General features: G+C 66.3%; 20 protein-coding genes and 4 pseudogenes. 6 read left to right on the top strand and 18 right to left on the bottom strand.

All coding sequences use genetic code 11. The annotated features are described in order from the left end of the window. Window positions 1-37: 37 nt before the first annotated feature. From QJR12_RS06905 to QJR12_RS06860, 11 genes and pseudogenes are all read right to left on the bottom strand, one after another. Window positions 38-871: a DegV family protein gene (locus QJR12_RS06905; RefSeq protein WP_300580110.1), complete on the bottom strand. Its 834-nt coding sequence runs from the start codon at window positions 869-871 to the stop codon at window positions 38-40. Between the two features lie 2 nt (window positions 872-873). Continuing rightward, entirely contained in the window at window positions 874-1,617 is a 744-nt protein-coding gene (gene octT / locus QJR12_RS06900; RefSeq protein WP_300580108.1) for a diglucosylglycerate octanoyltransferase, read from the bottom strand. After that, entirely contained in the window at window positions 1,602-2,285 is a 684-nt protein-coding gene (gene gpgP, locus QJR12_RS06895) for a glucosyl-3-phosphoglycerate phosphatase (protein ID WP_300580107.1), read from the bottom strand. The genes octT and gpgP overlap by 16 nt, the downstream gene beginning before the upstream one ends. Further along, entirely contained in the window at window positions 2,282-2,650 is a 369-nt protein-coding gene (gene rsfS, locus QJR12_RS06890) for a ribosome silencing factor (protein ID WP_300580105.1), read from the bottom strand. Before rsfS ends, gpgP begins: the two co-directional genes overlap by 4 nt. Further along, entirely contained in the window at window positions 2,647-3,315 is a 669-nt protein-coding gene (gene nadD, locus QJR12_RS06885) for a nicotinate-nucleotide adenylyltransferase (protein ID WP_300580103.1), read from the bottom strand. The genes rsfS and nadD overlap by 4 nt, the downstream gene beginning before the upstream one ends. Before the next feature lie 60 nt (window positions 3,316-3,375). Next, on the bottom strand, window positions 3,376-4,815 hold the full coding sequence (locus tag QJR12_RS06880; protein WP_300580101.1) for a VWA domain-containing protein: 1,440 nt from the start codon (window positions 4,813-4,815) through the stop codon (window positions 3,376-3,378). Window positions 4,816-4,825: 10 nt separating this feature from the next. Next, a complete protein-coding gene (locus tag QJR12_RS06875) occupies window positions 4,826-5,701 on the bottom strand; it encodes a MoxR family ATPase (protein ID WP_300580100.1) in 876 nt (291 codons plus the stop codon). 23 nt (window positions 5,702-5,724) lie between these two features. Beyond that, on the bottom strand, window positions 5,725-6,993 hold the full coding sequence (locus QJR12_RS06870) for a glutamate-5-semialdehyde dehydrogenase (RefSeq protein ID WP_300580098.1): 1,269 nt from the start codon (window positions 6,991-6,993) through the stop codon (window positions 5,725-5,727). 95 nt (window positions 6,994-7,088) lie between these two features. Further along, window positions 7,089-7,291: pseudogene (locus QJR12_RS06865) on the bottom strand (IS3 family transposase); the annotation flags it as partial. A gap of 86 nt (window positions 7,292-7,377) precedes the next feature. Beyond that, a pseudogene (locus tag QJR12_RS17730) lies at window positions 7,378-7,497 on the bottom strand (transposase); the annotation flags it as partial. 477 nt (window positions 7,498-7,974) lie between these two features. Then, a complete protein-coding gene (locus tag QJR12_RS06860) occupies window positions 7,975-10,164 on the bottom strand; it encodes a serine/threonine-protein kinase (RefSeq protein WP_300580096.1) in 2,190 nt (729 codons plus the stop codon). 511 nt (window positions 10,165-10,675) lie between these two features. On the opposite strand from QJR12_RS06860, the pseudogene QJR12_RS06855 reads away from it, so the two are divergent. The 3 genes and pseudogenes from QJR12_RS06855 to QJR12_RS06845 all read left to right on the top strand — a co-directional run. Continuing rightward, window positions 10,676-11,058: pseudogene (locus tag QJR12_RS06855) on the top strand (DDE-type integrase/transposase/recombinase); the annotation flags it as partial. Between the two features lie 153 nt (window positions 11,059-11,211). Beyond that, entirely contained in the window at window positions 11,212-11,622 is a 411-nt protein-coding gene (locus QJR12_RS06850) for a hypothetical protein (RefSeq protein WP_300580094.1), read from the top strand. 15 nt (window positions 11,623-11,637) lie between these two features. Further along, the gene (locus QJR12_RS06845) at window positions 11,638-12,780 is read left to right on the top strand and encodes an SIR2 family protein (protein WP_300580093.1); all 1,143 of its coding nucleotides are present in this window, start codon (window positions 11,638-11,640) and stop codon (window positions 12,778-12,780) included. 69 nt (window positions 12,781-12,849) lie between these two features. On the opposite strand, the gene QJR12_RS17725 is transcribed toward QJR12_RS06845, so the two are convergent. From QJR12_RS17725 to QJR12_RS06830, 4 genes are all read right to left on the bottom strand, one after another. After that, window positions 12,850-13,011 (bottom strand): hypothetical protein, encoded by a 162-nt coding sequence (locus tag QJR12_RS17725; protein WP_366526297.1) that lies wholly within the window; start codon window positions 13,009-13,011, stop codon window positions 12,850-12,852. Window positions 13,012-13,295: 284 nt separating this feature from the next. Next, complete coding sequence (locus tag QJR12_RS06840) at window positions 13,296-13,499, bottom strand: transposase (protein WP_300580091.1); 204 nt, start codon at window positions 13,497-13,499, stop codon at window positions 13,296-13,298. A 309-nt stretch (window positions 13,500-13,808) separates the two neighbouring features. Continuing rightward, window positions 13,809-14,174, bottom strand: a complete 366-nt coding sequence (locus QJR12_RS06835; protein ID WP_300580089.1) for a transposase family protein — start codon at window positions 14,172-14,174, stop codon at window positions 13,809-13,811. A 235-nt stretch (window positions 14,175-14,409) separates the two neighbouring features. Next, window positions 14,410-14,697 carry a DUF3761 domain-containing protein gene (locus QJR12_RS06830; RefSeq protein WP_300580463.1) on the bottom strand — a complete coding sequence of 96 codons (288 nt, stop codon included), beginning with the start codon at window positions 14,695-14,697 and terminating at the stop codon, window positions 14,410-14,412. Between the two features lie 987 nt (window positions 14,698-15,684). Between QJR12_RS06830 and QJR12_RS06825 the strand changes: the two are divergent. Next, window positions 15,685-16,796, top strand: a pseudogene (locus QJR12_RS06825) (IS3 family transposase). 62 nt (window positions 16,797-16,858) lie between these two features. On the opposite strand, the gene cas6 reads toward QJR12_RS06825, so the two are convergent. Both cas6 and QJR12_RS06815 read right to left on the bottom strand, forming a co-directional pair. After that, window positions 16,859-17,644, bottom strand: coding sequence for a CRISPR-associated endoribonuclease Cas6 (gene cas6 / locus QJR12_RS06820; RefSeq protein WP_300580088.1), 786 nt, complete (start codon window positions 17,642-17,644; stop codon window positions 16,859-16,861). Window positions 17,645-17,812: 168 nt separating this feature from the next. Then, complete coding sequence (locus tag QJR12_RS06815) at window positions 17,813-19,021, bottom strand: FAD-dependent oxidoreductase (protein WP_300580086.1); 1,209 nt, start codon at window positions 19,019-19,021, stop codon at window positions 17,813-17,815. A gap of 164 nt (window positions 19,022-19,185) precedes the next feature. On the opposite strand from QJR12_RS06815, the gene QJR12_RS06810 reads away from it, so the two are divergent. Both QJR12_RS06810 and QJR12_RS06805 read left to right on the top strand, forming a co-directional pair. Continuing rightward, a complete protein-coding gene (locus QJR12_RS06810) occupies window positions 19,186-20,625 on the top strand; it encodes an FAD-binding oxidoreductase (RefSeq protein WP_300580084.1) in 1,440 nt (479 codons plus the stop codon). A 120-nt stretch (window positions 20,626-20,745) separates the two neighbouring features. Further along, entirely contained in the window at window positions 20,746-21,636 is an 891-nt protein-coding gene (locus QJR12_RS06805; protein WP_300580083.1) for a ribokinase, read from the top strand. A gap of 44 nt (window positions 21,637-21,680) precedes the next feature. Here QJR12_RS06805 and QJR12_RS06800 read toward each other — a convergent pair whose 3' ends face one another. Continuing rightward, the gene (locus QJR12_RS06800) at window positions 21,681-23,723 is read right to left on the bottom strand and encodes an NAD(+) synthase (RefSeq protein ID WP_300580082.1); all 2,043 of its coding nucleotides are present in this window, start codon (window positions 23,721-23,723) and stop codon (window positions 21,681-21,683) included. Between the last annotated feature and the right edge of the window lie 76 nt (window positions 23,724-23,799).

Here is a 23,799-nt window from a genome sequence, read left to right as displayed (position 1 = left end):
TGGACAGCCCCGCGCGGCGCGGCGGTGCGAGCGTGAGCTACCGCGGCAGCTGCAGGCACACCCCGAGGGCTCCCGCGCCGACGTGCAGCGCGAGCACCGGCCCCAGGTCGGTCAAAATCGCCGGCGCGCATGCCGGTAACCGCTCGGCCAGCGCCGCCGCCAGCGCCGCCGCCCCGCCCGGGTTGGCGACGTGGTGCACCGCGAGGGCGGCGGCGCTGTCGCCGACCAGCTCACACACCCTGTCGGCCATCGCCGCCACCGCCTTACCGGCGGTGCGGATGCGTTGCGCCAGAACAAGTTTGCCATCGTCGATGCACAGCAGCGGTTTGAGCGCCAACGCGGTGCCGAGCCAGGCCGCCGCGCCGCCGATCCGCCCGCTGCGGCGCAGGTTGTCCAGGTGCTGCACGACCAGGTAGGCGTGAGTGCGCCGCACCGCCGCGCCCGCCTCGGCCGCAACGGTGTCCAGGTCCGCCCCCTCGGCGGCCGCGCGGGCGGCGGCCAGCGCGACGAAACCGGTGCCCATCGCCGCCGACTTCGAGTCGATCACCCGCACCCCCGGGCCGATGCCCGCCGCAATCTGCTCGGCGGCACCGACGGTCCCCGACAACGCGCCCGAAATATGCACTGCCACTACCCCGTCGCCGCCGCTGTCGGCCAGCGCCTGCCGGTAGGCCGCGCCCAGCTCGGCCGGGGTGGCCGCGGCGGTGGTGGCCCGGGCGTGCGAAAAAATGCCGGCGGGAATCTGATCCAGGCCGTCACGCAAGTCCTCGCCGTCGACCAGGATGTGCAGCGGGACCTCACGAATTCCCCATCGTCGGCACATCTCGGCCGGTATCCGCGATGCCGAGTCGGTGACCACCGCGACGGACATGATCAGCCGCGGCGCTGCTCTGTCGCGACGCCGGCCCGCGCCAGCGCCTCGAGCATGAGTTCCGCGACGGCCCGGTGCGCCTCGAAGTTCCAGTGGATTCCGTCGGGGTTGCCCCGCCCGCTCAAGACGTGTTCGCCGACCGCGGCCGCCAAGTCCACCAGCGGGATATCGTGGCGCTGCGCCCAGTCGGTGATGGCGGCCGCGGTCGCGGCGCGGCCGTGATGCGCCCGGCCGTAGCTGGCCGCGATGTGCACGGGCGGCAGCGTCGCCACGATCGGGATCCCGGGACGGTTGAAATCGATCGCGCCGCGGGTCTGTTCAAGGTATGCGGCGGTCAGGCGCGGCGGCAGCGCCGACCGGGCCACCGAAGACAGGTGCCGCTGAATGACGCCGTAGCCGTTACGGACCCGGCGCCGCAGCCAGGGCGGCCGGAGGTAGCGGATCAGCTCGCGCAGCGCGGTCGGCAGCGGCGACGGCAGCGAATCCATCCCGCCGGTCGCGAAGATCACCGCGCCCGCCCGGGGCAGCGCCGCCCAGGCCCGCGGGTCCTCGGTGGCCGCCCACCACAGGTCTCGACACGTCCAGCCGATCCGTCCGATCAGCTCCAGATCCCAATCGAGATGGGACGCAACGATGTTGGGCCAGATACGGGGATCGTCGGCGGGCAGCCCGCCGGTGGGCCCGTAGTAGGCCAGCGAGTCGGCGAAGACCAGCAACACCGGACGGGAGGCTAACCCGCCGGGCATCGTGCCACCTGTACCGAGGCGTTCCACACCTCCAGGCGCCAGCGGATGCGGTCCGGCTCGGCGTCGTCGCCGTCGTCGGCGCTGTGCCCGCTCAGCTGGGTCCAGCTGGCGTTGCCCATGCGGGCCAGTGCCGGCCAGTGCGCCACCGGCAGCCGCAGCAGCGCGGCCGACAAACCGGCGATCAGACCGCCGTGGGCGACCAGCACCACCGGCCTGTCCGGGTCCTCTGGCGCCCCCCACGCCGGCTCGCCGGACACCAGTTCCGCGATCACCGGCAGGCTGCGGGCGGCCACGTCGACCCGGCTCTCCCCGCCGGGCGGCGCCCAGGCGGCGTCGGCGCGCCACGCCCGCCGCGCCCCGGGGGCGACGGCGTCGACCTGGGCGTGCGTCAGGCCCTGCCAGGACCCCAGGTGGGTTTCCCGAAGCCGCCGGTCGACGCGGACCGGCAGGCCGGTGCGCTCCCCCAGCATCACCGCCGTGTCGTAGGCGCGACGCAGATCCGAGGACACGATCAGCAGCGGGCGGCGCTCGCCCAGCACCTCGGCCGCGACGGCGGCTTGGGCGCGGCCCAGCGCACTCAGCTCGGTGTCCAGCTGGCCCTGCATCCGGGTGTCGGCGTTGAACACGGTTTGGCCGTGCCGCAGCAGCACCAGCCGCCGCGTCCTCACGGCGCGTTCTCCAAATCGACCGCCACCGTCGGGCAGTCACGCCACAGCCGGTCCAGGGCGTAGTAGTTGCGCTCGTCGCGATGCTGGATGTGCACCACGATGTCGATGTAGTCCAGCAGGGTCCAGCGGCCCTCGCGGGCGCCCTCGCGCCGCGCCGGGCGGTAACCGGCCCGGCGCATCTTCTCCTCGACCTCGTCGACGATGGCGTTGACCTGCCGCTCGTTAGACGCCGAGGCGATGACGAAGCAGTCCGTGATGACCAGCTGCGCGGACACGTCGATGACGACGACGTCCTCGGCGAGCTTCGCGGCAGCCGCCCCGGCGGCCACCCGCGCCATGTCGATGGCCTCTTTGGTGGCCGTCACCTGTCGTCCCCGGCGACCCGGCGGCGGGCCGGTCGGCGCGGCGGTTCTCCGCCGTCGGGTTTGCGGTAAAGCCCGCGCTTGGCGATGTACTGCACCACGCCGTCGGGCAGCAGGTACCACAGCGGCCGGGACCGCTCGGCGCGCCGGCGGCAGTCGGTCGAGGAGATCGCCAGCGCCGGGATCTCGACGAGGGTCAGCGCGTCCTCGGGCAGCTTAGCGAGCGCGTCGGAGAGATGCTCGCGCGCCAGCTCGTAACCGGGGCGGCTAACGCCCACGAAACGCGCCATCGCGAACAGCTCCTCCCAGTTGTGCCACGACAAGATCGAGGCCAGCGCGTCGGCGCCGGTGATGAAGTACAGCTCGGAGTCCGGGTGCAGCCTGCGCAGATCCCCCAACGTGTCCCTAGTGTAGGTGAGCCCGCCGCGGTCGATGTCCACCCGGCTCACCGAGAACCGGGGGTTGGACGCGGTCGCGATCACCGTCATCAGGTAGCGGTCCTCGGCATCGCTCACCCGGCGGTCTTTCTGCCAGGGCTGCCCGGTGGGCACGAACACCACTTCGTCGAGGTCGAACAGGTCGGCCACTTCGCTGGCGGCGAACAGGTGACCGTTGTGGATGGGGTCGAACGTGCCGCCCATCACGCCCAGTCGACACCGCTTATGCACGACTGGCGAGCTTACTGGAACGCCGTGGCACGGCTGAGCCGACGGCAAACGAGCGGCGACTCAGACCGGCAGCAGCCGATCGATCACCGCGGCTAATTGGCCTGCGGAGCGGCACTCGTGCATGGCGATGACCTCGCGGTAGCGTGGCACCGCCGAATCGCCGCTTCCCCACAGGTGTTTGGGCTCCGGGTTGAGCCAGTGCGCGTGCCGGCCGGCGGCGACCATCCGGGCCAACACGGCGACGCCGGGGTCGCGGTAGTTGGTGCGCCCGTCGCCGAGCACCAGCAGCGAGCTGCGCGGCGACAACACGTTCGGGTAGTTCTCGGTGAACGAGCGGAACGCGTTGCCGTAGTCGGAATGCCCGTCACGGGTGTAGACACCGGCCTCCCGGGTGATCCGCCCGATCGCCACCGCCAGGTCGGCGTCGGGCCCGAACAGCTGAGTCACCTCGTCGGCGGTGTCCACGAAGGCAAAAACCCGGACACGCGAAAACTGTTGGCGCAGCGCGTGCACCAGCAGCAGGGTGAAGTGGCTGAACCCGGCGACCGAGCCGGAGACATCGCAGAGCACCACCAGCTCGGGTCGGGCCGGGCGGGGCTTGCGCGCCACCACGTCGATCGGCGCGCCGCCGGTGGACATCGACTTTCGCAGGGTCTTGCGCAGGTCGATGGCTCCCGCGCGGGCCCGGCGCCGCCGCGCCGCCAGCCGGGTGGCCAGGGTGCGCGCCAGCGGCGCCACCACTCGGCGCATCTGGCGCAGCTGCTCGGCCGAGGCGCGCAGGAATTCGATGTTCTCGGACAGTTGCGGGATGCCGTACATCTGCACGTGTTCCCGGCCGAGCTGCTCGGCGGTGCGTCGCCTGGTTTCCGCCTCGACCATCGTGCGCAGCAGTGTGATCTTCTGTGCGGCAAGTGCTTTGGCAATCTGCTCTTGGGTGGGCGTGGGCTGCTCGCCGTAGGGTGCCAGCAGTCCGGCTAGAAGCCGGCCCTCGAGCTCGTCCAGCGCCATCGCCTTGAGCGCCTGATACGACGAGTATGCGGGGCCGCGGCTGGACGGGTATGTGCCGTGCGCCTCCACGATGCGGGCGATCAACGCCACCAGCCGCTCGTGGATCTCGGCCGGGTCGTGGCTGGCGGTCAGCAGCTCCACCAGCAGCCGCCGCAGGGCCTGCAGGTCATCGGGCCGCGGGACTCCCGGTCCGTCGTCGGCGTCGTCCAACACCGCCGCCCGCGCCCCCAGGGCTGCGGGAAACCACAGGTCGAACAGGGCGTCGTAGGTGTCGCGGTGATCGGGCCGGCGCAGCACCGCGCACGCGATGCCCTCGCGCAGCACCTCCCGCTCGCACAGCCCGAGGGCGACCAGCACCCGTCCGGCGTCCACGGTCTCCGACGGTCCTACGGAAATCCCCTGCCCGCGAAGGGCTTCCACGAAGCCGACCAAGTGGCCGGGTATTCCGTGCGGTGCCGGCGGGGCGGCGGCACCACCGCGGCGAACGGCCATCGGCACCCCCTTAATTCAATCGGAGTTCGCCCGCGGCGCGTTGCTGGTCGGATTGATGCTTGAGCACCACGCCCAGGGTGGCGGCGACAACCGCGTCGTCGATGGTGTCCAGGCCCAGCGCCAGCAGGGTGCGGCCCCAGTCGATGGTCTCGGCGATCGACGGCACCTTTTTCAGCTGCATCCCGCGCAGCACACCGACGATGCGCACCAGCTCCTGCGCGAGCTGCTCGGGCAGCTCGGGCACCCGGGACAGCAGGATGCGCCGTTCCCGTTCGGGGCCGGGAAAGTCGATGTGCAAGAACAGGCAGCGACGTTTCAGCGCCTCGGACAGCTCGCGGGTGGCGTTGGAGGTCAGCACCACGAACGGCGCCCGGACCGCCGTGATGGTGCCCAGTTCGGGCACGGTGACCGCAAAGTCGGAGAGCACCTCCAGCAGCAGGCCCTCCATCTCGATATCGGCTTTGTCGGTCTCGTCGATGAGCAGCACCGTCGGCTCGGTGCGCCGGATGGCCGTCAAAAGCGGCCGCGGCAGCAGGAACTCCTCGCTGAACACGTCGGACTTGGTCGCCTCCCAGTCGCCGGAGCCGGCCTGGATGCGCAGGATCTGCTTGGCGTGGTTCCACTCGTAGAGGGCCCGGGCCTCGTCGACACCCTCGTAGCACTGCAGGCGCACCAGGCCCGATCCGGTGGCCTGGGCGACCGCGCGGGCCAGCTCGGTTTTGCCGACCCCGGCGGGGCCCTCCACCAGCAGCGGCTTGCCGAGCCGATCGGCGAGGAAAACCGCTGTCGCGGTGGCGGTGTCGGGAAGATAGCCGGTCTCGGTGAGCCGGCGGGTGACATCGTCGACGTCGGCGAACAGCGGGACCGAACGGGCGGGCACGCTCATCGTGGGGTCTTCGTCGCCGGCGCTCAGGCGGGACGGGTGTGGCCGTCTCCCCAGACGATCCACTTGGTCGAGGTCAATTCCGGCAGTCCCATCGGGCCGCGGGCGTGCAGCTTTTGGGTGGAGATGCCGATCTCGGCGCCGAACCCGAACTGCTCCCCGTCGGTGAACGCGGTGGACGCGTTGACCATCACGGCGGCCGCGTCGACCCCTGCGGTGAACCGTTGGGCCGCCGCCAGATTCGTGGTCACGATGGCCTCGGTGTGCCCGGTGCCGTACTCGTTGATGTGCGCGATGGCGGCATCGACGCCGTCGACCACGGCCACCGCGATGTCCATCGACAGGTATTCGCGGCGCAGCTCGGCCTCGTCCGGGTCGAGGTGCACGGTCACCCCGGCGTCCTGCAGCGCCGCCACCAGCCGCGGCATCGCCTGCCCGGCGATCGCGGCGTCCACCAACAGTGTCTCGGCGGCATTGCACACACTGGGCCGGCGGGTCTTGGAGTTCAGCAGAACCCGTTCGGCGACATCCAAATCGGCCGCCTCGTGCACATACACATGGCAGTTGCCCACCCCGGTTTCGATGGTGGGCACCTGCGCGTCGCGCACCACCGCGTCGATCAGCCCCGCCCCCCCGCGGGGGATCACCACGTCGACCAGGCCGCGGGCCTGGATCAGATGGGTGACGGTGGCGCGATCCGAGCTGTCCAGCAGCTGCACCGCGTCCGCGGGCAGCTCGTCGCCGACCAGCGCGGCCCGCAACACGCCCACCAGCGCCGCGTTGGACCGCGCCGCCGACGAGCTGCCGCGCAGCAGCGCGGCGTTGCCGGATTTCAGCGCCAGCCCGAACGCGTCGACGGTGACGTTGGGACGGCCCTCGTAGACCATGCCGACCACGCCGAGCGGAACGCGTTGCTGGCGCAGCCGCAGCCCGTTGGGCAGGGTGTAGCCGCGCAGCACCTCGCCCACCGGGTCGGGAAGGGCGGCGACCTGCCGCAAGCCGGCGGCCATGGCTTCGACGCGCTGCGGGTTGAGCGCCAGCCGGTCGAGCATCGCCGCCGGGGTGCCGGCATCGCGCGCGGCATCCAGGTCTTCGGCGTTGGCGGCCAGGATCTTCCCGGCGTGGGCCGACAGCGCCTCGGCCGCGGCGTGCAGCGCGCCGTTTTTGACCGCGGTGGGCAGTGAGGCCAAAACCCGGGAGGCGATCCGGGCGCGACGCGCGGCGTCGTGCACCTCTTGGCGGAGGTCGCGCGTTGAGTCCTTGCCCGCCGAGCGCGAGGGTGCGTGCAGAGTCATCACCTCAGGGTACCGGGGGTTCGAAGCGCCCTCGCCCGGCCCTCGCCCGGTGGGTTGACCAGCCTGACTACACCATTCGGGCCCATTCCGGGCTCATAGCCATCGTCGATATCGGCCTGGCGCACCCAGGACCGTACCGATCCCACCCCGTAGCCCAGTTGACGAGCGACCCGGGCCACGGTGCCGTGCTCGGTGCCAACTCGGCTCGCAGCGTGCGCACCATCCGCACCGCGGCCGCGTTCTCCTCCGGGCTGTAGCGACGAACACCCAGGCTTGCCGGCGACTGTTTGTTCGACATGACTCCATCCTCGCTTCCAAGGTCTGGAGCCTCCATCCAACCCAGGGCGATTCAACATCCCCCGTCGAAAGCCCTTGTGTGCCTTTGCGTCCAGCGCGATCCCTAGCAACCCAATTACCCAGGGTGCCCGCATGGATCCCGAGGTCTCGAGCAACTTGGGCAATCGGCTTACCAGTATCCCAGACAATCCGCACCGTCCCCTCGCGAAACTCCCTGGTCGAACTTCCTGCGTGTCTCTGACATGACTACTCCTCATAGTGCATGCCTCACACTTTTGGGGGATTTCCAGAGCCCTAGCCGGCGGAGGCTGCGGCAGGAAACCAATTCAGGGCTCAGCAACCCCCGCAGGAGCTCCATCGTGCCGAACGTGGCTCATACGCTGCTACAGGCTGCAGCGGCAGGCGACGTCGGTGCGTTTGCGGTGGGATCGTTGGGCAACCTACAGATAACGTTTGATGGCGCGGGGTCCCGGTCCGTGAGTTAGCCGTCACGGCGATTGCGACGGGGAAGCGGTTGGTGGATGGGCGGGCAGGCGGCAGCAAGGGCCAGGGCTTGCAGGTCGACGGTGCTGACTTCAACGAGCTCGCCGAAGGTTCGTCGGGTCTCCAGCGGGGCCCGGTTCGGGGGTGTGAAGCCCGGCCATGCGCCGTCGCCTCAATTCCTTGCTATCCGTTCTAGCAGATTCAGCGAGGCCCGCCAGGGGCTGGCGCAGGCGGAGCCACGAACAACGCTGGATCAGCTATGACGACACTGGGCGGTACATCGCCCACCCGTGTCGCAGAAATCGGGGTCTGCCACACGTCTCCTTGATCGCCGCATTCATTTGTTAGAGCAGTGACGGTGAGAACGCCTCGGAGCGTGCCGTCAGGCTGTGGGTCCAATGACGAACTAATCGTATCGGTCTCGGCGACGTTTCCATTTGTTGCTCCGGCACATTGGTGCGGTGGCTGGAGATAGGGCGTGTCTTGCCAGTGACCGTCGGCGAAACGGAGCACCTTTGCTGCACCTGTAGCCTCTTGGTGGTTTTCGTCGGCCAGTGCGGCACCGGCGGCAACGCATCCAGCCGATGTGCACAAGGAACGAAAGGCCCACCAATGGGTTTCGTGGGTTCCGCCACTCACGGGATCGCCGTTTTCCGTCTGCTTCGCAAAGTCGACGTCCAGGCGATAGGTGCCATCAAGCCCCGGCCCCCCAACAACCGGGGCTGCGGTGCTAGTCGTCGAGGGAGCGGTGACCGTCGCCGGATCGGCCACGGTGACACTCGGCGGCACGTCGCCCATCCGCGTCGCCACCAGCGGTACCTGACGCACCAATCCTTGACCGCCGCATTCATTCGTCAGAAAGGTGTCGGTCACAACGCCGCGGAGCGCGCCGTCAGGCTGTGGCTTCAACGACCACGTAACCATTTCGGTGTAGGCGCCCGCGACGATGCTTTTCCCGTCTGCTCCCAGGCATCGCGGAGACTGCACTGGGATCTGATAAGGCACCACCTGCCAGTGACCATCAACAAAATGGGACTCGACTGTGTCACTGGGGTTGGCCGCCACGTCATGGTTGTTGACGTCAAGCTCGGTCCCGGTGGCAACGCAACCGGTAGGTCTGCACGCTGACCGGAATGCCCACCAAGCGGTGTTGCCGGTGTTGGGTGCAGGGGCGGGCGCGCCGTTGAACGTCTGCTTTGCAAGGTCGAACTCCATGCGATAAGTGCCGTCGAGTACGGCAGCAGGTGGGGCTGGGGTTCTGATGGGCGGCGTGGTGGTTGCGTGATTCTCCCGCTCGACCACGTAGAGGGTCGCACCAATGGCGGCCAACACTGCCACCGCTATCGCCGCCCCGACAAGAATTGGCCGCCGCCTCCGCTGCTTTTTCGCCGCCGCCGGCTCGGGTCCCGATGGCAGGCTGTCCTCAGAGCGCGGCGGGGACTTCGTGGTCGTCGACTGTGGTTTCGCGCTGTATCGTTCCGCCTGCACGGATCCCACTGCGCGGGCGGAGACGGTGATGCCAGCCTGGGTGGGGCGATCACTTTCCGCGTCGCCGGCGGTCCGCTCACTGAGCCGCATGGCGAACTCGCGGCACCGGCCGAACCGGTCGGTGGGGTCCTTGGCCAACGCTCTTGACAACACCTGATCGAGGTGCGCCAACTCCGGGCGCCGATCACTTAGCTTTGGCAGTGCTGCGTTGAGGTGTTGGCTGATGACAGCCACCGGGTTGGAATGCTGATACGGCGGGGCGCCCGTGAGCAGGTGAAACGCGGTGGCCGCCAGCGCGTACTGGTCGGCGCGCCCATCCAGCTGCAGCCCCATCAACTGCTCAGGTGCGCAGTAAGCCACCGTGCCCACCGTCATATTGGTCGCCGTCAGGCCGCTGACGTCGGCCAGTTGGCGGGCTACTCCGAAGTCGGCCAACAGGATCCGTCGTTCACCGTCTTCTGGCTCGGTGAGCAAGATGTTGGCCGGCTTGACGTCGCGATGTAACAATCCCCGCTGGTGGGCGTAATCGAGCGCCCTGGCCACCGCGGTGACGATGACGGAGACGTCATGTGGTGGCATTCCGGCCGGGTACTGGGCTTTCATTAGCTGCCCAGCGTCGGTGCCCTCGACGTAGTCCATCGCGATCCACAGTTGACCATCGAATTCGCCGCGATCATGCATCCCGACAATGTTTGGGTGCCACAGTTCGGCGACGAGGTCGGCTTCGCGGTGGAACCTCTCGCGGAATTCACGATCTGCGGTGAGCGCCTCAGGAAGAATCTTCAACGCGTCGCGCCGGCGTAATCGGGGGTGCTGAGCGAGGTAGACCTCGCCCATCCCCCCAGAACCCAGCAGCCGGAGGATGGTGTACCCAGCAAAAACCGTGCCGATCGCCAATGGCATGCGCGGATATTACCGCCGCCATCGCCCCCGCCGTGCGCTTCCCCGACACATAATCCCGGATGGTTTTGCGGTCCCGGCCGGTGTGGCGGGCGATCGCCGAGATCCTCTAACCACATTTACGCAGAGCATGTACTTCCACCTCGTCCCCCCATGTGAGCACGAGAAAGCGGGCCTCCTTCGACTGCAGTTGTTGGCGTTAGACACCAGCAGCATCAAGTGAGGCCCGCCCTTCTCGGCGAAGCCACACGGGTGAGGAATTTCGATGAGCGTCAGTGGGGAATTTCAGTGAGCGCGGTCATGGTCAGATGCGCGGTAATTAGCGCGGGCAGGTCTGTTGCGTTATAGGGCGGGGATCCGGTCAGCCACTCGAAGAGGACGCAGGCAGCATAGATGTCGGCGCGGTGAGTAATCTCGGTATTATTGAGCCGCTCGAGGCCAAATAGGCGAATGTCCCAATGGTGGTGCCGTAACTGGTCAGCTTTGCGTCGGATGTCGCCTGCCAGGGTGATGCGACGGGCGCATGATGAAGATGCTCAACGTGATCGATGAGTTCACCCGTGAAGCCTTGGCGATCCATGGTGATCGGGCCATCGACGCCGACGGCGTCGTCGATGTCCTCGACCGCCTGGCCCTGCAGCACGGGGGCACCGCACTACGTGCGCTTCGACAACGGGCCCGAGTTCGTGGCTCACGCGGTCAACGACTGGTGCCGGTTTTAACGGCGTCGGCTCGCTGGTCATCGACCCCGGATCCCCGTGGCAGAACGCCTGGATCGAGTCCCTCAACGGCCACCTGCGCGACGAGTTGCTCAACTCCTGGCGGTTCGACTCACTTCTGCAGCCTTTTATGCCCAACATTTTAAGTGAATCCCGCGTAGAATTGCAGGCAAATCAATTGTGCTATTAAGCACCATCGATAAACTTAAGGAAATGATGTGACCGCTACGATTTTTGGTACTAGCCACCAGGCCGACGTCCTGGTCAACATGACAGCCGATGGCGTTGACCTGAATCATATGTGGGACGAATTTCGCGATGCGCTGGACGTATGGAACACCGATCGGCGATCCGTGACCGATCTGCTGTGCTTCCATACCCCACTGCGACCGGCGAAGGCGAAGCGGTTCCCCAAAACTCCGAAGTGCCGTCGTTTGAGCAAGCTACCGAATACCGCGTGCCCAAAGGCGCGCTGCCACCCGGCACCGGCTTGCTTATGGGCTACCCCTTCTACGACTACGATCTTGCTGGAAGATTCAGTTGGAAGTTCCTTCGCGATGCGGATTCCCGCCAGGTCCGTTCTGTGATGGATTCGATTATGTCTGCCGACAACAAGTCGGTGACGGGTTCGATTTTGCGTCGGTTGTTCACCAACACGCGCAGCCGCAACGAATTCACCACGCCCGTCTATGACCTCTACCACGGGCTTGACCCCCTCCCGCCCGCGCGGAACTCACCCTAGCATCGATGCGGAGAGGTGATCTGGAAGATGTCGGGAAATAGAGACCTGGCCGTCCTGGTCGGCAACGGCCTGAGCATCGCTTTCAGCGACGACCTGCTGCTGGGCAGCATTAGCAACGAGATGATCGCAAGATTCACTGCGGAGTATCCAGGTAGCGATGCCGTAGCTCAAGCGATGCAGAATGTCGCCAAGCATGACTTGACCGGCGATCCGGCTGCGGACTTTGAGATTTTAATCGGTGCTTTTGGCGGGCAGAGTGACATTCTTGACGACTTGAGCGTGTTCGCTGACCTAATACGAAATTCCGATCCAGACACGGTCAACGCATTTCAGAAGGTTCGAGAGTTCGTCGCAGAAGTCCAGCGGCGTGGGATTGGACATACCTTGGAAATAATTGCCGAGCGATCCTACGCTGACGAAGCACGGCGTCAACCAGTCGACGACTTCGTAGCCAAGGTATTGAGTAAGTTCACTAAAAAGGTGACTATTGCAAACCTAAACTACGACGCGGTACTCCTTTCCTCCCTATTAAGCAACAAACACGACGATGTTTTGTGCGACATGGCTGATGGGCGCTGGCCCGGGACAGTCACGGTTGACGGCATCGAATACGATACCAAACGGCTTCGACAGACCGAAGATGATTTTATGAGCTTCGACCAGCGCCGGGTTCGTTTGCTTCACTTGCATGGCTCGATCACATATTGGGAGTTCGGCAGATACCAAATTAAATTGCCAACTAACGCTATACGTAGCACGATCTGGAAAAAATATCGGAACGAAGAAACGTTCAGTGGTCGCCCCCTAGTGGTATTGGCAAATCAGAATAGCAAAGCACGACACGTCTTAAGGCAGCCGTTCGCTCTAGCGTATGAACTTTCGGAGTCTAGTTTCAGGGATGCGGACTACTGGTTGATAGTCGGATACTCATTCCGCGACGTATGCGTCAATGACCTCTTGCGCCGATGCTGGGAGGTCCGACGTGATAAGCCAATGATATTGGTCAGCACAATGGGCGATGGGCTCACGAATGCAACCATCGAGACTGCTTTGGGTTGGGAGCTTGGAACCGGCGCGACGAATCGACTGCAAGTAGATCGCGGCGGAGCATTCGCCCTCTGTGATTCAGAAGCCTGGAAATCCTTCATATCCAGCTAGACGATCCGCTGGACGATATGGCAAATCGCGCCCGTCATTCGAATCGAAGATCATAGGGGCTCTTCGACTTTAACCGGGCAATCGGTGTGAAGTCTGGGTTGCGGCCCGCTGTTTGCGGGTGCAGTGAAATCGTATCCGGAGGGTAGAGTTGTGCCGATTGCGGAACCCGCAGCCAACGCGTTTGACCTGCCTGAGTAGCCGGTTGTAGCCCTCGGTGCGGACGTTGGTGATCCCAGTGGTCAGGAAGGCGTTGATCTCGGACCACAGGAATCGACGGTGCTCGCTAGGGGGTGAGCAGTTCGGGGATCTGCGAGTCGATGCACCAGGCCAGAAAGCGGTGCAGGCGGTGACGGGCCAGGTGGGGGTCCCCGCCGACGCGCACGGTCAACAGCAGGGTGCGCAGTTCCTCTCCTCTTTGGCGATCCAGGCCGACAGGATCTGCGCGCTGGGATCCTCGGCGCTAATGCGATTCCACATCTTGGCAAAGCTTTCATCCGACAAGCGTTCCCTGGCGGTCAGCAGGCGACGCCGTTTGGCCCACTGCGGGTCGATCTTGCGGCCCGATCATGCAGCTGCCAGGTCACTCGGTGGCGCACCTTGGTCAGGGCGTCGTTGGCCAGCTTGGTCAGGTGGAAGTGGTCGACCACCAGCTGCGCGTTAGCCAGCAGCCCAGGGGTGCGGATCGCCGACGCGTAGGGCGCGGCGGGATCGATGGCCACGTATTTGATTCTTTCCCGGAACCGCGGTGTGCGCGTTAAGCCATCCGATCACATCGGCGCCGCTGCGGCCTTCATGCTGCCCCAATAGGCCCTGATCACCAGCCAGGTCCACAAACCCGGTGTCCCACGGATCGACCCGCAACCACCGGCCGGTCTGGGCGCAACGTTCCCATCTGGGCTTTCCCCGGCGGGTTTCATCGATGCCCAGCACCGGGGTAGGCGCCGGCTCGGTCACCACCGTCGTGGCGTGGGTGGCAAACGCTCGATGCGCGGTCGGCCACGACACGCCATGGGCCTGGGCGACCTCGGCTACCGAGCGCGCCGCGTCCCCGACTGCTTGGCCATCTGCACACGCAGCCGAAGCGTGCTGCGGACGCGGGCCGGCACCTCGGTGATCGCCCCGGTGAACGATCCCCGTTGACAGGAGTCTTCTCGGCATCGCCAGCGAATTTTATGCCAGCGCACCACAATAGGGCCTTCACCATAAGGGATATCCTTCGGCGAGGTGACCACGCAGCCCTTCACCGACGTCGAGACCACCCCACACGACGGGCATGCCGCCGCCGTCGGATCGTCGGTGACCACATCCACTACTCGGGTGCCGTCGGCGCGGCGCTCGACACGCTCAACCCGCACTCCTGGCAGCCCGAACAACACTGTCGTAGCGTCAAACACAGCCCTTGGCTCCTTCCTGGCCTGAATGCGGGGCCACACTCAGACTTCAGAAGGCCAAGGGCCTTCAGTTGTTAGACACGCCGACCAAGATCAACGGGCTACCTGCCCGGCCAAAGTTGAAGAGCCTCCATGGGGGTCAAAGCATTTTCATTTGCTGACGCGCCGGGGATAATCGCCCGAAATTAGCAAACTGTCCGCAGAGAGAGACACGACCCGCTGCGCCGCAGCGCCGCGCTCACACCCAGCGCTGTTTGCCGGCGGATCGGTTCTCGGGGTTGTCGGAGTAGCCCGCGCCCGGCGTGTTCCATTGGCACACGCCGCCGTGGCCCGAGCAGGTGCCACTCCGGTGCTTGGAGTGGGACTCTGAGCCATCGCAACAGATGGCTGTTGCGCTGTTCGTGTTCTGATCAGGCCTTTCGACGCAATCACCATCGGCGTCCCGGTAGGTGCCTGATGGGCATTGGTGGAACTCACTAGGTGGTGTCGGGACTCCACCTTTCCGTGACGCCGCCACTGATCCCATGTCCGCGTCAGCCGTAGCCGGCAAGCCGATTACGGCTGCTGCGACTGCCGCCTCGATGAGTGCTGAGCGAAACATCCGTCCCCCAAAATATACTGCCGTTCCAAACGGACGGTAGTTTATGCACAGCTAGACCGACTGTGTGTGGCATTTCGGAAATTTTTCTGCTAGGGGCTCCTGCGCCCACCACTGCGGGACGGTACAAGACTTTGCCGACGCCCTATCCGTGCGCCTGCTCACACCACGGCGGCGTCTGCCAATGGTGCGCAGCGGCGGGCAGCCCAGGATACTCGGCCAACCCCGGCAACAGCACGGCCGACAACAGCGCCGACTCCCGATTCTTGTCATCGTTGACGGACCCAGACCAGGGTGGCCCCATGGTGATATGGAACTTTCCGCCGTGAAGGCGCAGGGATTAGAGACATATCAGCTGGAAACCAACGGGATCCCGGGCTACAAAGTCGCAGACAAACTCGCCTGCAGCGATGTCCTCTACTGCCCTTGGAACCTGCCCCCTGACGCCCGATAGCTGGCCGGCGGCCAATATTAAGCTGAGGAATCATTGCGGCGCCGTCACCTACGGCCGGAGGTGGCGGAGGGATGCAGTCTTGTTACACGATCCCGCCGGTGTTCGCGTGTGACTGTTGGCGGGACAAACCTACGTGCCAATCGGCGAAATCGCGGTTTTGGGCGAATTGCTTTAGTGTGTCGCAGGATTCGTCTTTCCCGCTCGTGCTCTACATGCGCCCACCGTTGAGGAGGACTCCAGCTCATATTAGCCTTCCTAATGGTTTCGGCCGTCCTAACCGGGATATTCGGAACGTGGGTGCGCGCCGAACAAGAGTTGCGCGCAGTGAGGAAGGAGAAGGAACGAGTGCGCAAGGCCTTTCGCGCCCAGGGCTGGATGGTCCCCGAGGTGAGCCCTTCGTAGTGGTCCAGTCGTTGTGCGACTCTGATGCCCGGTTTCGGGCAGGAAGAATCGGAAACGACATGGCGGTGAACAAGCGTCGGCGGCATACGCCGGATCAGATCATTCGCAAGCTCGCCGAGGGCAACAAGCCCCTCGGGGCCGGACAGGAACTCAGCGAGGTGTGCCGGCACCTGCAGATCGCTGAGTCGACGCGGCATCGCTGGGTCGCCCAGTACGGTGGGATGAAGGCCAGCGACGCCAAACGCCTCAAAGAGCTGAAAGCCGAGAACGCCCGGCTGACGAAGCTGGTCGCCAACCAGGCTCTGGACATCGATATGCTCAAGGAGATCTCGGCGGGAAACTTCTAACCCCGAACCGCAAGCGCAGCGCCGTTGAGATGCTGCGCGAGCGGTTCTGGGTCTGGCAACGTCGAGCGTGCACGGTGGTCGGCATCCACCGCTTCACGATGCGCCTATAAACACCGCCGACCAGCCAGGAGGAAGCCCGGCTGCGGGCCTGGCTACGCGCGTTCTCCACCGACCGATCGCGCTAGGGGGTGGCGGCGAGCTGCGATCGCGGCCCGCAAAGCCGGTTGGCAGGTCAACAACAAACGCATCCGTCGCCTATGGCGCGAAGAAGGCCTTCGGGTTCCGCAGCGCCGCAAGAAAAAGCGGCTGACCGGCATCGGTGTGCCTGTTGGCGCGATGTCACCGATCCGACCGAACGTGATCTGGGCGATGGACTTCGCATTCGACACCACCGCCGACGGGCGCATGGTGAAGATGCTCAACGTGATCGATGAGTTCACCCGTGAAGCCTTGGCGATCCATGGTGATCGGGCCATCGACGCCGACGGCGTCGTCGATGTCCTCGACCGCCTGGCCCTGCAGCACGGGGGCACCGCACTACGTGCGCTTCGACAACGGGCCCGAGTTCGTGGCTCACGCGGTCAACGACTGGTGCCGGTTTTAACGGCGTCGGCTCGCTGGTCATCGACCCCGGATCCCCGTGGCAGAACGCCTGGATCGAGTCCCTCAACGGCCACCTGCGCGACGAGTTGCTCAACTCCTGGCGGTTCGACTCACTTCTGCAGCCTCAAGTGATCATCGAAGACTGGGGGTGCGACTACAACGCCAACAGACCCCACTCCGCGCACCGCGGGCTCACCCCAACCGAGTTCGCTCTACAGTAGACCACGACCCACCAAACCCAAGCCGCATAGCGACTGGACCACCAAACGGGTCCCCCTCGCCATCACTCCGACGCGTCCTTTCGTGTCGGAAGCAGCGGCTCGACGCGTATCGCGCCCATGCCCAGCGACGACTTGATTCCACAGCCAGAGAACTCCCCGAACCGCAGCAGGGCCGTGACATAGCTGACGAAGCAGTCCGCGCCCTTCACCGTGAACATGGCCGATCCGGTGAAGCCGGGGACACCAGCCGTTCCGATCGCAAACCGCTGCGACGCCACCCGAAAGGACGTGAGACGAATGGCCCGGCCGAACTCATCGACAAGTCCTTCGTCGGGTTCCTCGTCGTCGACGATCGCGCTGTACTTCATCGAAAGTCTCTGAAACACCAGCCGCGGATCGGGCCAGAACACGTACTCACCGGCCTGTTTGAACGCCGTCGGTGTCAGAAAACAGACCCGGAACCGATACGCCTCGGGTGGAGCGTAGAACGTCCGCCACAGCTCGCTCAGCTGCAAATGTTCCAGCGTCCGGCCGGTGACCGTGGCCGAAAGCCCGGTGGCTCGGATGCGAAACCCCGAGAAGCTGTCTTGTGTCAACGGCTGCACGATGTGGGTGTTGGCCTCGTCGGTCAGGGTGCTGACTTGCCACTCCAGCAATGTACCGGCCCGGCCCAGGGCCCATTGGCTATATGGGTTTACCCGGGAGCTGTGAAGCGTCTGCGCATAATCGCTGGCGATCGACTCCATCAAAACACCCTGTAGATGCGGCCCGAGCCTTCCGGCTTGCACACGGTCGACAGGCATGTCGAGCTGCAACGCCAGCGTCAGGCGCGACAACTGTTGAGTCACGAGCTACTCCTCGAACAATGCAAAGCCGAACAGACTAACGGTTCCTGCGGATGCGAGTCAAGAGGAGATTTTGGGCGGTCGCCGGGTTGCCCGGAGAGTCGCCGTTCCTAGCACGCGCGTAATCCGACCCGTATCCCAGATACCGGTGTTTCGCGACTTGTGGCCGCTTTAGGCGGCGTGAGCGTCCGGCGTGCGGACATGCTCGGGGCGAAAGCCCCGCCCGATGACAATCGGCGGAATGAACTGCAGCGGGCCCCGGCCGACGATCGCCGGGATCCGGAACGGGGACAGGTCACCGCTCAAATTCGGCTTGATCGCGGCGTTTTGGATAAACACCTGGCCGGCCTGGATGATCCGGGTGGGCAGCTCCCGCCGGCGCTGCACCTTGGCGAGGTGGGCAGCGCGCAGCCGGCCGTCGCGTAGCGGGGCGTACAGCAGGTTGGCTGCGGCCACCGCGTCGGCGACAGCGAGGTTGATGCCGACCCCGCCCACCGGCGACATGGCATGCGCGGCATCGCCGATGCACAGCAGGCCCGGGCGCCACCACCTCTTGAGCCGGTCCACCCGCACGTCGAGCCGGCTGACGTCGTTCCAGGAGCGCAGATCCTCGACCCGCTCACGAAACTGCGGCCGCACCGACACCAGGCGCTGCTTGAACGCCTCCAGCGAGCCGTCTTGAGGGTTCGCCCCTTTCGGGACCAGATAACCGACCTGCCAGTAGTCACCCCGATAGATCATGGCCATGACAAAGCCCTTTCGGATCACCCCGAACAGCTCCCGGGGATCACCCGGGCACCACCTCAGCCGAAACCACAAGACATCCATCGGTGAATACGCCCGCACGACCTCCAGGCCCGCAGCGGCCCGCACCGCCGACGTGCGCCCGTCCGCGGCGATCACCAACTCGGCATGCACCTCCAGCTCGGGCGTGCGCACTCCGGCCACCCGTTCCCCGTCGACGATCAAGCCTGTCACCTCGGCGTTACGGAACAGGGTGAATTCCGGGTAGGCGGAGGCTTTTTCGGCGAGAAAGTCGAGGAAGTCCCACTGCGGCATCAACGCGACATAGGGCTGTTTGAAGCCAAGCCATTTAAGCGCACTGAAGTTGCCGAAGGTGCGCAGTGTGCCGTCGGTGTCAAAGGCAACGCGGCCGATCTTGGTGTGCGGTAGCCGTAAGAACTCGTCGATCAGCCCCAGCTCGTCCATGATTCGCAGCGTCGTCGGATGTACGGTGTCGCCGCGGAAATCACGCAGGAAGTCGTTGTGCTTTTCCAAGACAACAACCGAAATCCCGGCACGAGCCAGCAGCAACGCGTGCACCAGGCCGGCGGGACCGCCACCGGCAACACAGACCTGGGCCTGAACAACTCGGGTCATGGCCTGACCCTACTCGCGGGCAGCACCCCACCTCGCTCAGCCGGTCCCGTGTAAGGTTCGGACACGTTTTCACGTGTTGTCGTGCGACACGTCAGGCAGCACCGCGGTTTTTGCCGTCGCGTGGTTGACAATGCCGGACATGGCGCGATCACGGGTGCGCGGCGTTGGCGCGTGAGCTCTCCCGACGGGCGTTTCTGCGGGGTGCCGCCGGAGCGTTAGCCGCCGGCGTGATTTTCGGGGCACCCCGGGCGACCGCCGCTCCGAACGCCCCCGGCTGGGAGGATCTTTCCACCGCCCTCGGCGGGAAAGTGCTGCTTCCGGCCGACGGTGGCCAATTCGCCGCGGCCAAGCAAGTTTTCAACACCAACTACAACGGCTCCGTGCCGGCCGCGGTGGTCACGCCGACATCGGTAGCCGAGGTGCAAAAGGCGATGGCATTCGCCGCCGCCCACAACCTCAAGGTTGCCCCGCGCGGTGGTGGGCATTCCTACGTGGGAGCGTCCACGGCACCCGGCACCATGGTGCTCGACCTGCGCCAACTGCCCGGCGGAATCCAATACGACGCCGCCACCGGGCAGGTTACCGTGACACCGGCCACCGGTTTGTATGCGATGCACGAGGCGCTGGCCGGGGTGGGGCGGGGTGTCCCCACGGGGACCTGTCCCACGGTCGGCGCGGCGGGACACGCCCTGGGCGGGGGACTGGGCGCCGATTCCCGGCACGCGGGCCTGCTCTGTGACCGGTTGACCTCGGCGTCGGTGGTGCTGCCCGGGGGCCGGGCGGTCACTGCGTCGGCCACCAGCAACCCCGACCTGTACTGGGGATTACGCGGAGGTGGCGGCGGAAACTTCGGGGTGACCACCTCGCTGACTTTTGCGACGTTTCCCACCGGGGACGTCGACGTCGTCAATCTGCATTTCCCGCCGCAGGCGTTCGCCCAGGTTCTGCTCGGTTGGCAAAATTGGCTGCGCAGCGCGGACCAACGCAACTGGGCGCTGGCGGACGCCACCGTTGATTCCCTGGGTACGCAGTGCCGGATCCTTGCGACCTGCCCGGTCGGGTCGGGCGACCGGGTGCAGCGGGCCCTCGTGTCGGATGTCGGCATGCCGCCGACCGGGACCGAGAGCCATACGTTCAACCGGCTGGACCTGGTGAGGTACCTGGCCGTCGGCAACCTCAACCCGTCACCGCTGGGGTATGTCGGCGGATCCGATGTTCTGCCGGCGATCAACCCCGGAGCCGCCCAACAGATCGCCGCGGCGGTCGACACCTTCCCGCGGGCGGCGGGACGTCTGCTGGTGATCATGCACGCGCTCGACGGCGCCCTGGCCGCCGTGGCACCGTCGGCCACCGCCTTTCCGTGGCGCCGGCAGTCGGCCCTGATTCAGTGGTATGTCGAAACATCCGGAGACCCGGCGGTGGCGACCAACTGGCTGGCCACGGCACACCAGCTGGTGCGCCCGTATTCGGTGGGCGGCTACGTGAACTATCTCGAGGCGGCCCAGCCGCCGGCGCGCTACTTCGGCCCGAACCTCTCCCGGCTCGCCGCCGTGCGCCAAAAGTATGATCCCGGCCGAATCATGTTCTCCGGGTTGAGCTACTAACCGCCAGTCACAGGCCGTATTCTCGGCCGAGCGGCCATCGGGCTGCGCCGGACCCCAGGCATCGGCGGCGCGGACTGAGGCGGGCTCGTTGTGGGGAGCGGACGGAAGGCGGGCGGCGCAATGCCGAAGAAGCCCCGGGTGTGCGTGGTGGGCAGCGTGAACATGGACACGGTTCTTCGCGTCGGGTCCCTGCCGCGCCCCGGTGAGACGGTGCTGGCGACCTCGGCGCGGTCGGCACCGGGCGGCAAAGGCGCCAATCAAGCGGTGGCGGCGGCCCGCGCCGGGGCACAGGTCGACTTCGTCGGCGCGGTGGGTGACGACCCGGCGGCCGCGCGGCTGCGGGCGCATCTGCGCGCGAACGGGGTCGGCACCGAGGGGCTGATCACCGTGCCCGGCCCCAGCGGTCAGGCGATCGTGATGGTCGATACCGCCGGCGAGAACGCGATCGTCGTCGCCCCGGGCGCCAACGCTCACCTGGCGCTGGACTCGGGGCACTGGCGTGCTGTGCTCGCCGATTGCGATGTGCTGTTGCTGCAGTTGGAGATTCCGATCACCTCGGCGATCGCCGCCGCGCACTCGGGACGGTCGGCCGGGGCGACCGTCATCGTCAACGCCTCACCGGCCGGGGGCGACCCGGATCGGCTGGCCGAGCTGGCCCGCCTGGCCGACGTCGTCGTCGTCAACGAGGCCGAAGCCGGTCACTGGGCGTGGCCCGTCAAGCATCTGGTGATCACCCGCGGGGCCGCCGGCGCCACCTACCGCAGCGACGGCGAGGACCTGGCCGTCCCCGCGCCGCGGGTGCCGGTGGTGGACACCTCCGGCGCCGGGGACGTGTTCGCCGGCGTGCTGGCCGCCGGCTGGACCGCGGGCCACGTCCGGGCGGTGCGCCGCGCCTGCGTGGCGGGCGCGCTGGCGACACTGGTGCCCGGAGCCGGCGACTGCGCCCCGTCGAGCCGGGCGATCGACGATGCGGTTGCCGGTTTCACAGCATCCTCCACCGAACCATCGTGACGCCGGCCGCTCCCCGCGGCTACCCCCCGGCCGCTCCCCGCGGCCTACGCCTCCGGGATTTCGCGTTCGATCTCCTCGAGCCAGGTTCGGGCCGACATGTCCGACGGGGCGCGCCAATCCCCGCGGGGTGAGAGTGCTCCGCCGTGAGACACTTTGGGGCCGTTGGGCAGCGCCGAGCGTTTGAATTGGCTAAACGAGTAGAACCGCTGCACGAAGACCCGAAGCCAATACCGAATCTCCTTGAGCGAGTATGCTGATCGCTTGTCTTCGGGAAAGCCCGGCGGCCAATTTCCGCGGCCCGGGTCACTCCATGCGTGCCAGGCCAAAAACGCGATCTTCGAGGGCCGAAACCCGTAGCGCAGCACCTGAAACAGCGAGAAGTCCTGCAGGGCGAACGGCCCGACTTTCGCCTCGCTGCTCTGCAGTTCCTGCTGCTCACCGGCCGGGACCAACTCCGGGGTGATCTCGGTGTCCAGCACCGACTGCAGCACCTCGCACACCTGGGTGTCGAACTGCCCGGAGGAGATGACCCAGCGGATCAGGTGCTGGATCAGCGTCTTGGGCACGCCGGCGTTGACGTTGTAGTGCGACATCTGGTCGCCCACACCGTAGGTCGACCAGCCCAGCGCGATCTCCGACAGGTCGCCGGTGCCCAGCACGATGCCGCCACGCTGGTTGGCGATGCGAAACAGGTAATCGGTGCGCAGGCCGGCCTGGACGTTCTCGAAGGTGACGTCGTAGACCTGCTCGCCGCGTGAAAACGGGTGACCGATCGTCGACAGCATCAGCTCGGCGGTCTCGCGGATATCGATTTCCTCGAAGCTGACGCCCAGCGCCTGCGCCAGCCTGACCGCATTGGCTTTGGTGTGTCCGCCGGTGGCGAACCCCGGCAAAGTGAATGCCAGAATGTCACTGCGGGGCCGGTTTTCGCGATCCATCGCGCGGGCGGCGACGATCAGCGCGTGCGTTGAGTCCAGCCCCCCGGAGATGCCGATGACGACCTTGGGGTAGTTCAGCGCGCGCAGCCGCTGCTTGAGCCCGGCGACCTGGATATTGTAGGCCTCATAGCAGTCCTGTTGCAGGCGCGCGGGGTCAGGCGGTACGAACGGAAACCGCTCGACGACCCGGCGCAGCCCGATGTCGCCCAGCGGCGGGTCCAGCCGAAACTCGATGCGCCGGAACGACTCTGCCCAGTCCCGGTGGTGTTGCCGGTTGTCGTCGAAGGTGCCCATCCGCAGTCGTTCCGCGCGCAGCAGCTCGGTGTCGATGTCGGCGACCGAACGGCGCTCCCCTTTGGGGAAGCGTTCGGATTGCGCGAGCAGCACCCCGTTTTCCCAGACCATGGTCTGCCCGTCCCAGGCCAGATCCGTCGTCGATTCCCCCGCCCCCGCGGCGGCGTAGACGTAGCCGGCCAGACAGCGTGCCGACGCCGAGCGGGCCAGCAGCGCGCGGTCCCCGGCGCGGCCGATGGTGATCGGGCTGCCCGACAGGTTGGCCAGCACCGTCGCCCCGGCCAGCGCGGCCCCGGCGCTGGGCGGCACCGGAACGAACATGTCCTCACAGATTTCGACGTGCAGCACGAAACCGGGCAGATCCGACGCGGCGAACAGCAGGTCGGGGCCGAACGGGGCGGGGGCGCCGCCGATTCGGATTGTGCCGTGCTCGTCGTCGCCGGCCGCGAGCTGGCGGCGCTCGTAAAACTCCCGGTAAGTAGGCAGATACGACTTGGGTACTACGCCGAGCACGACGCCGCGATGGATGACCGCCGCGGTGTTGTAGATGCGGTGCCGATAGCGCAGCGGTGCGCCCACCACCAGCACCGGCAGCAGATCGGCGGTGCCCGCGACAATGTCGAGCAGGGCGCCTTCGACGGCGTCGAGCAGCGCGTCCTGCAGCAGGATGTCCTCGATGGAGTAGCCCGACAGCGTCAGCTCGGGGAACACCGCCAGCGCGACGCCCTCGTCGTGGCACTCCCGGGCGATACGCAATACCGACTCGGCATTGGCCGCCGGGTCACCGATCGTGGTGTGGTGCGTGCACGCCGCGACACGCACGAACCCGTGGCTGTAGGCGCTAAAGAAATTCATCGTGTGCCATTGTCCACCGCCCCCCGCCACACCCGGGTGAAAGGGCGGTGTCGAGCCGAGCCGGCCGCCGTCTGCG

The sequence above is a fragment of the Mycobacterium sp. genome, assembly GCF_029961025.1.
Lineage (GTDB): Bacteria > Actinomycetota > Actinomycetes > Mycobacteriales > Mycobacteriaceae > Mycobacterium.
The sequence above is the reverse complement of the archived record's forward strand: the minus strand, read 5'-3'. Positions and strand labels throughout refer to the sequence as shown.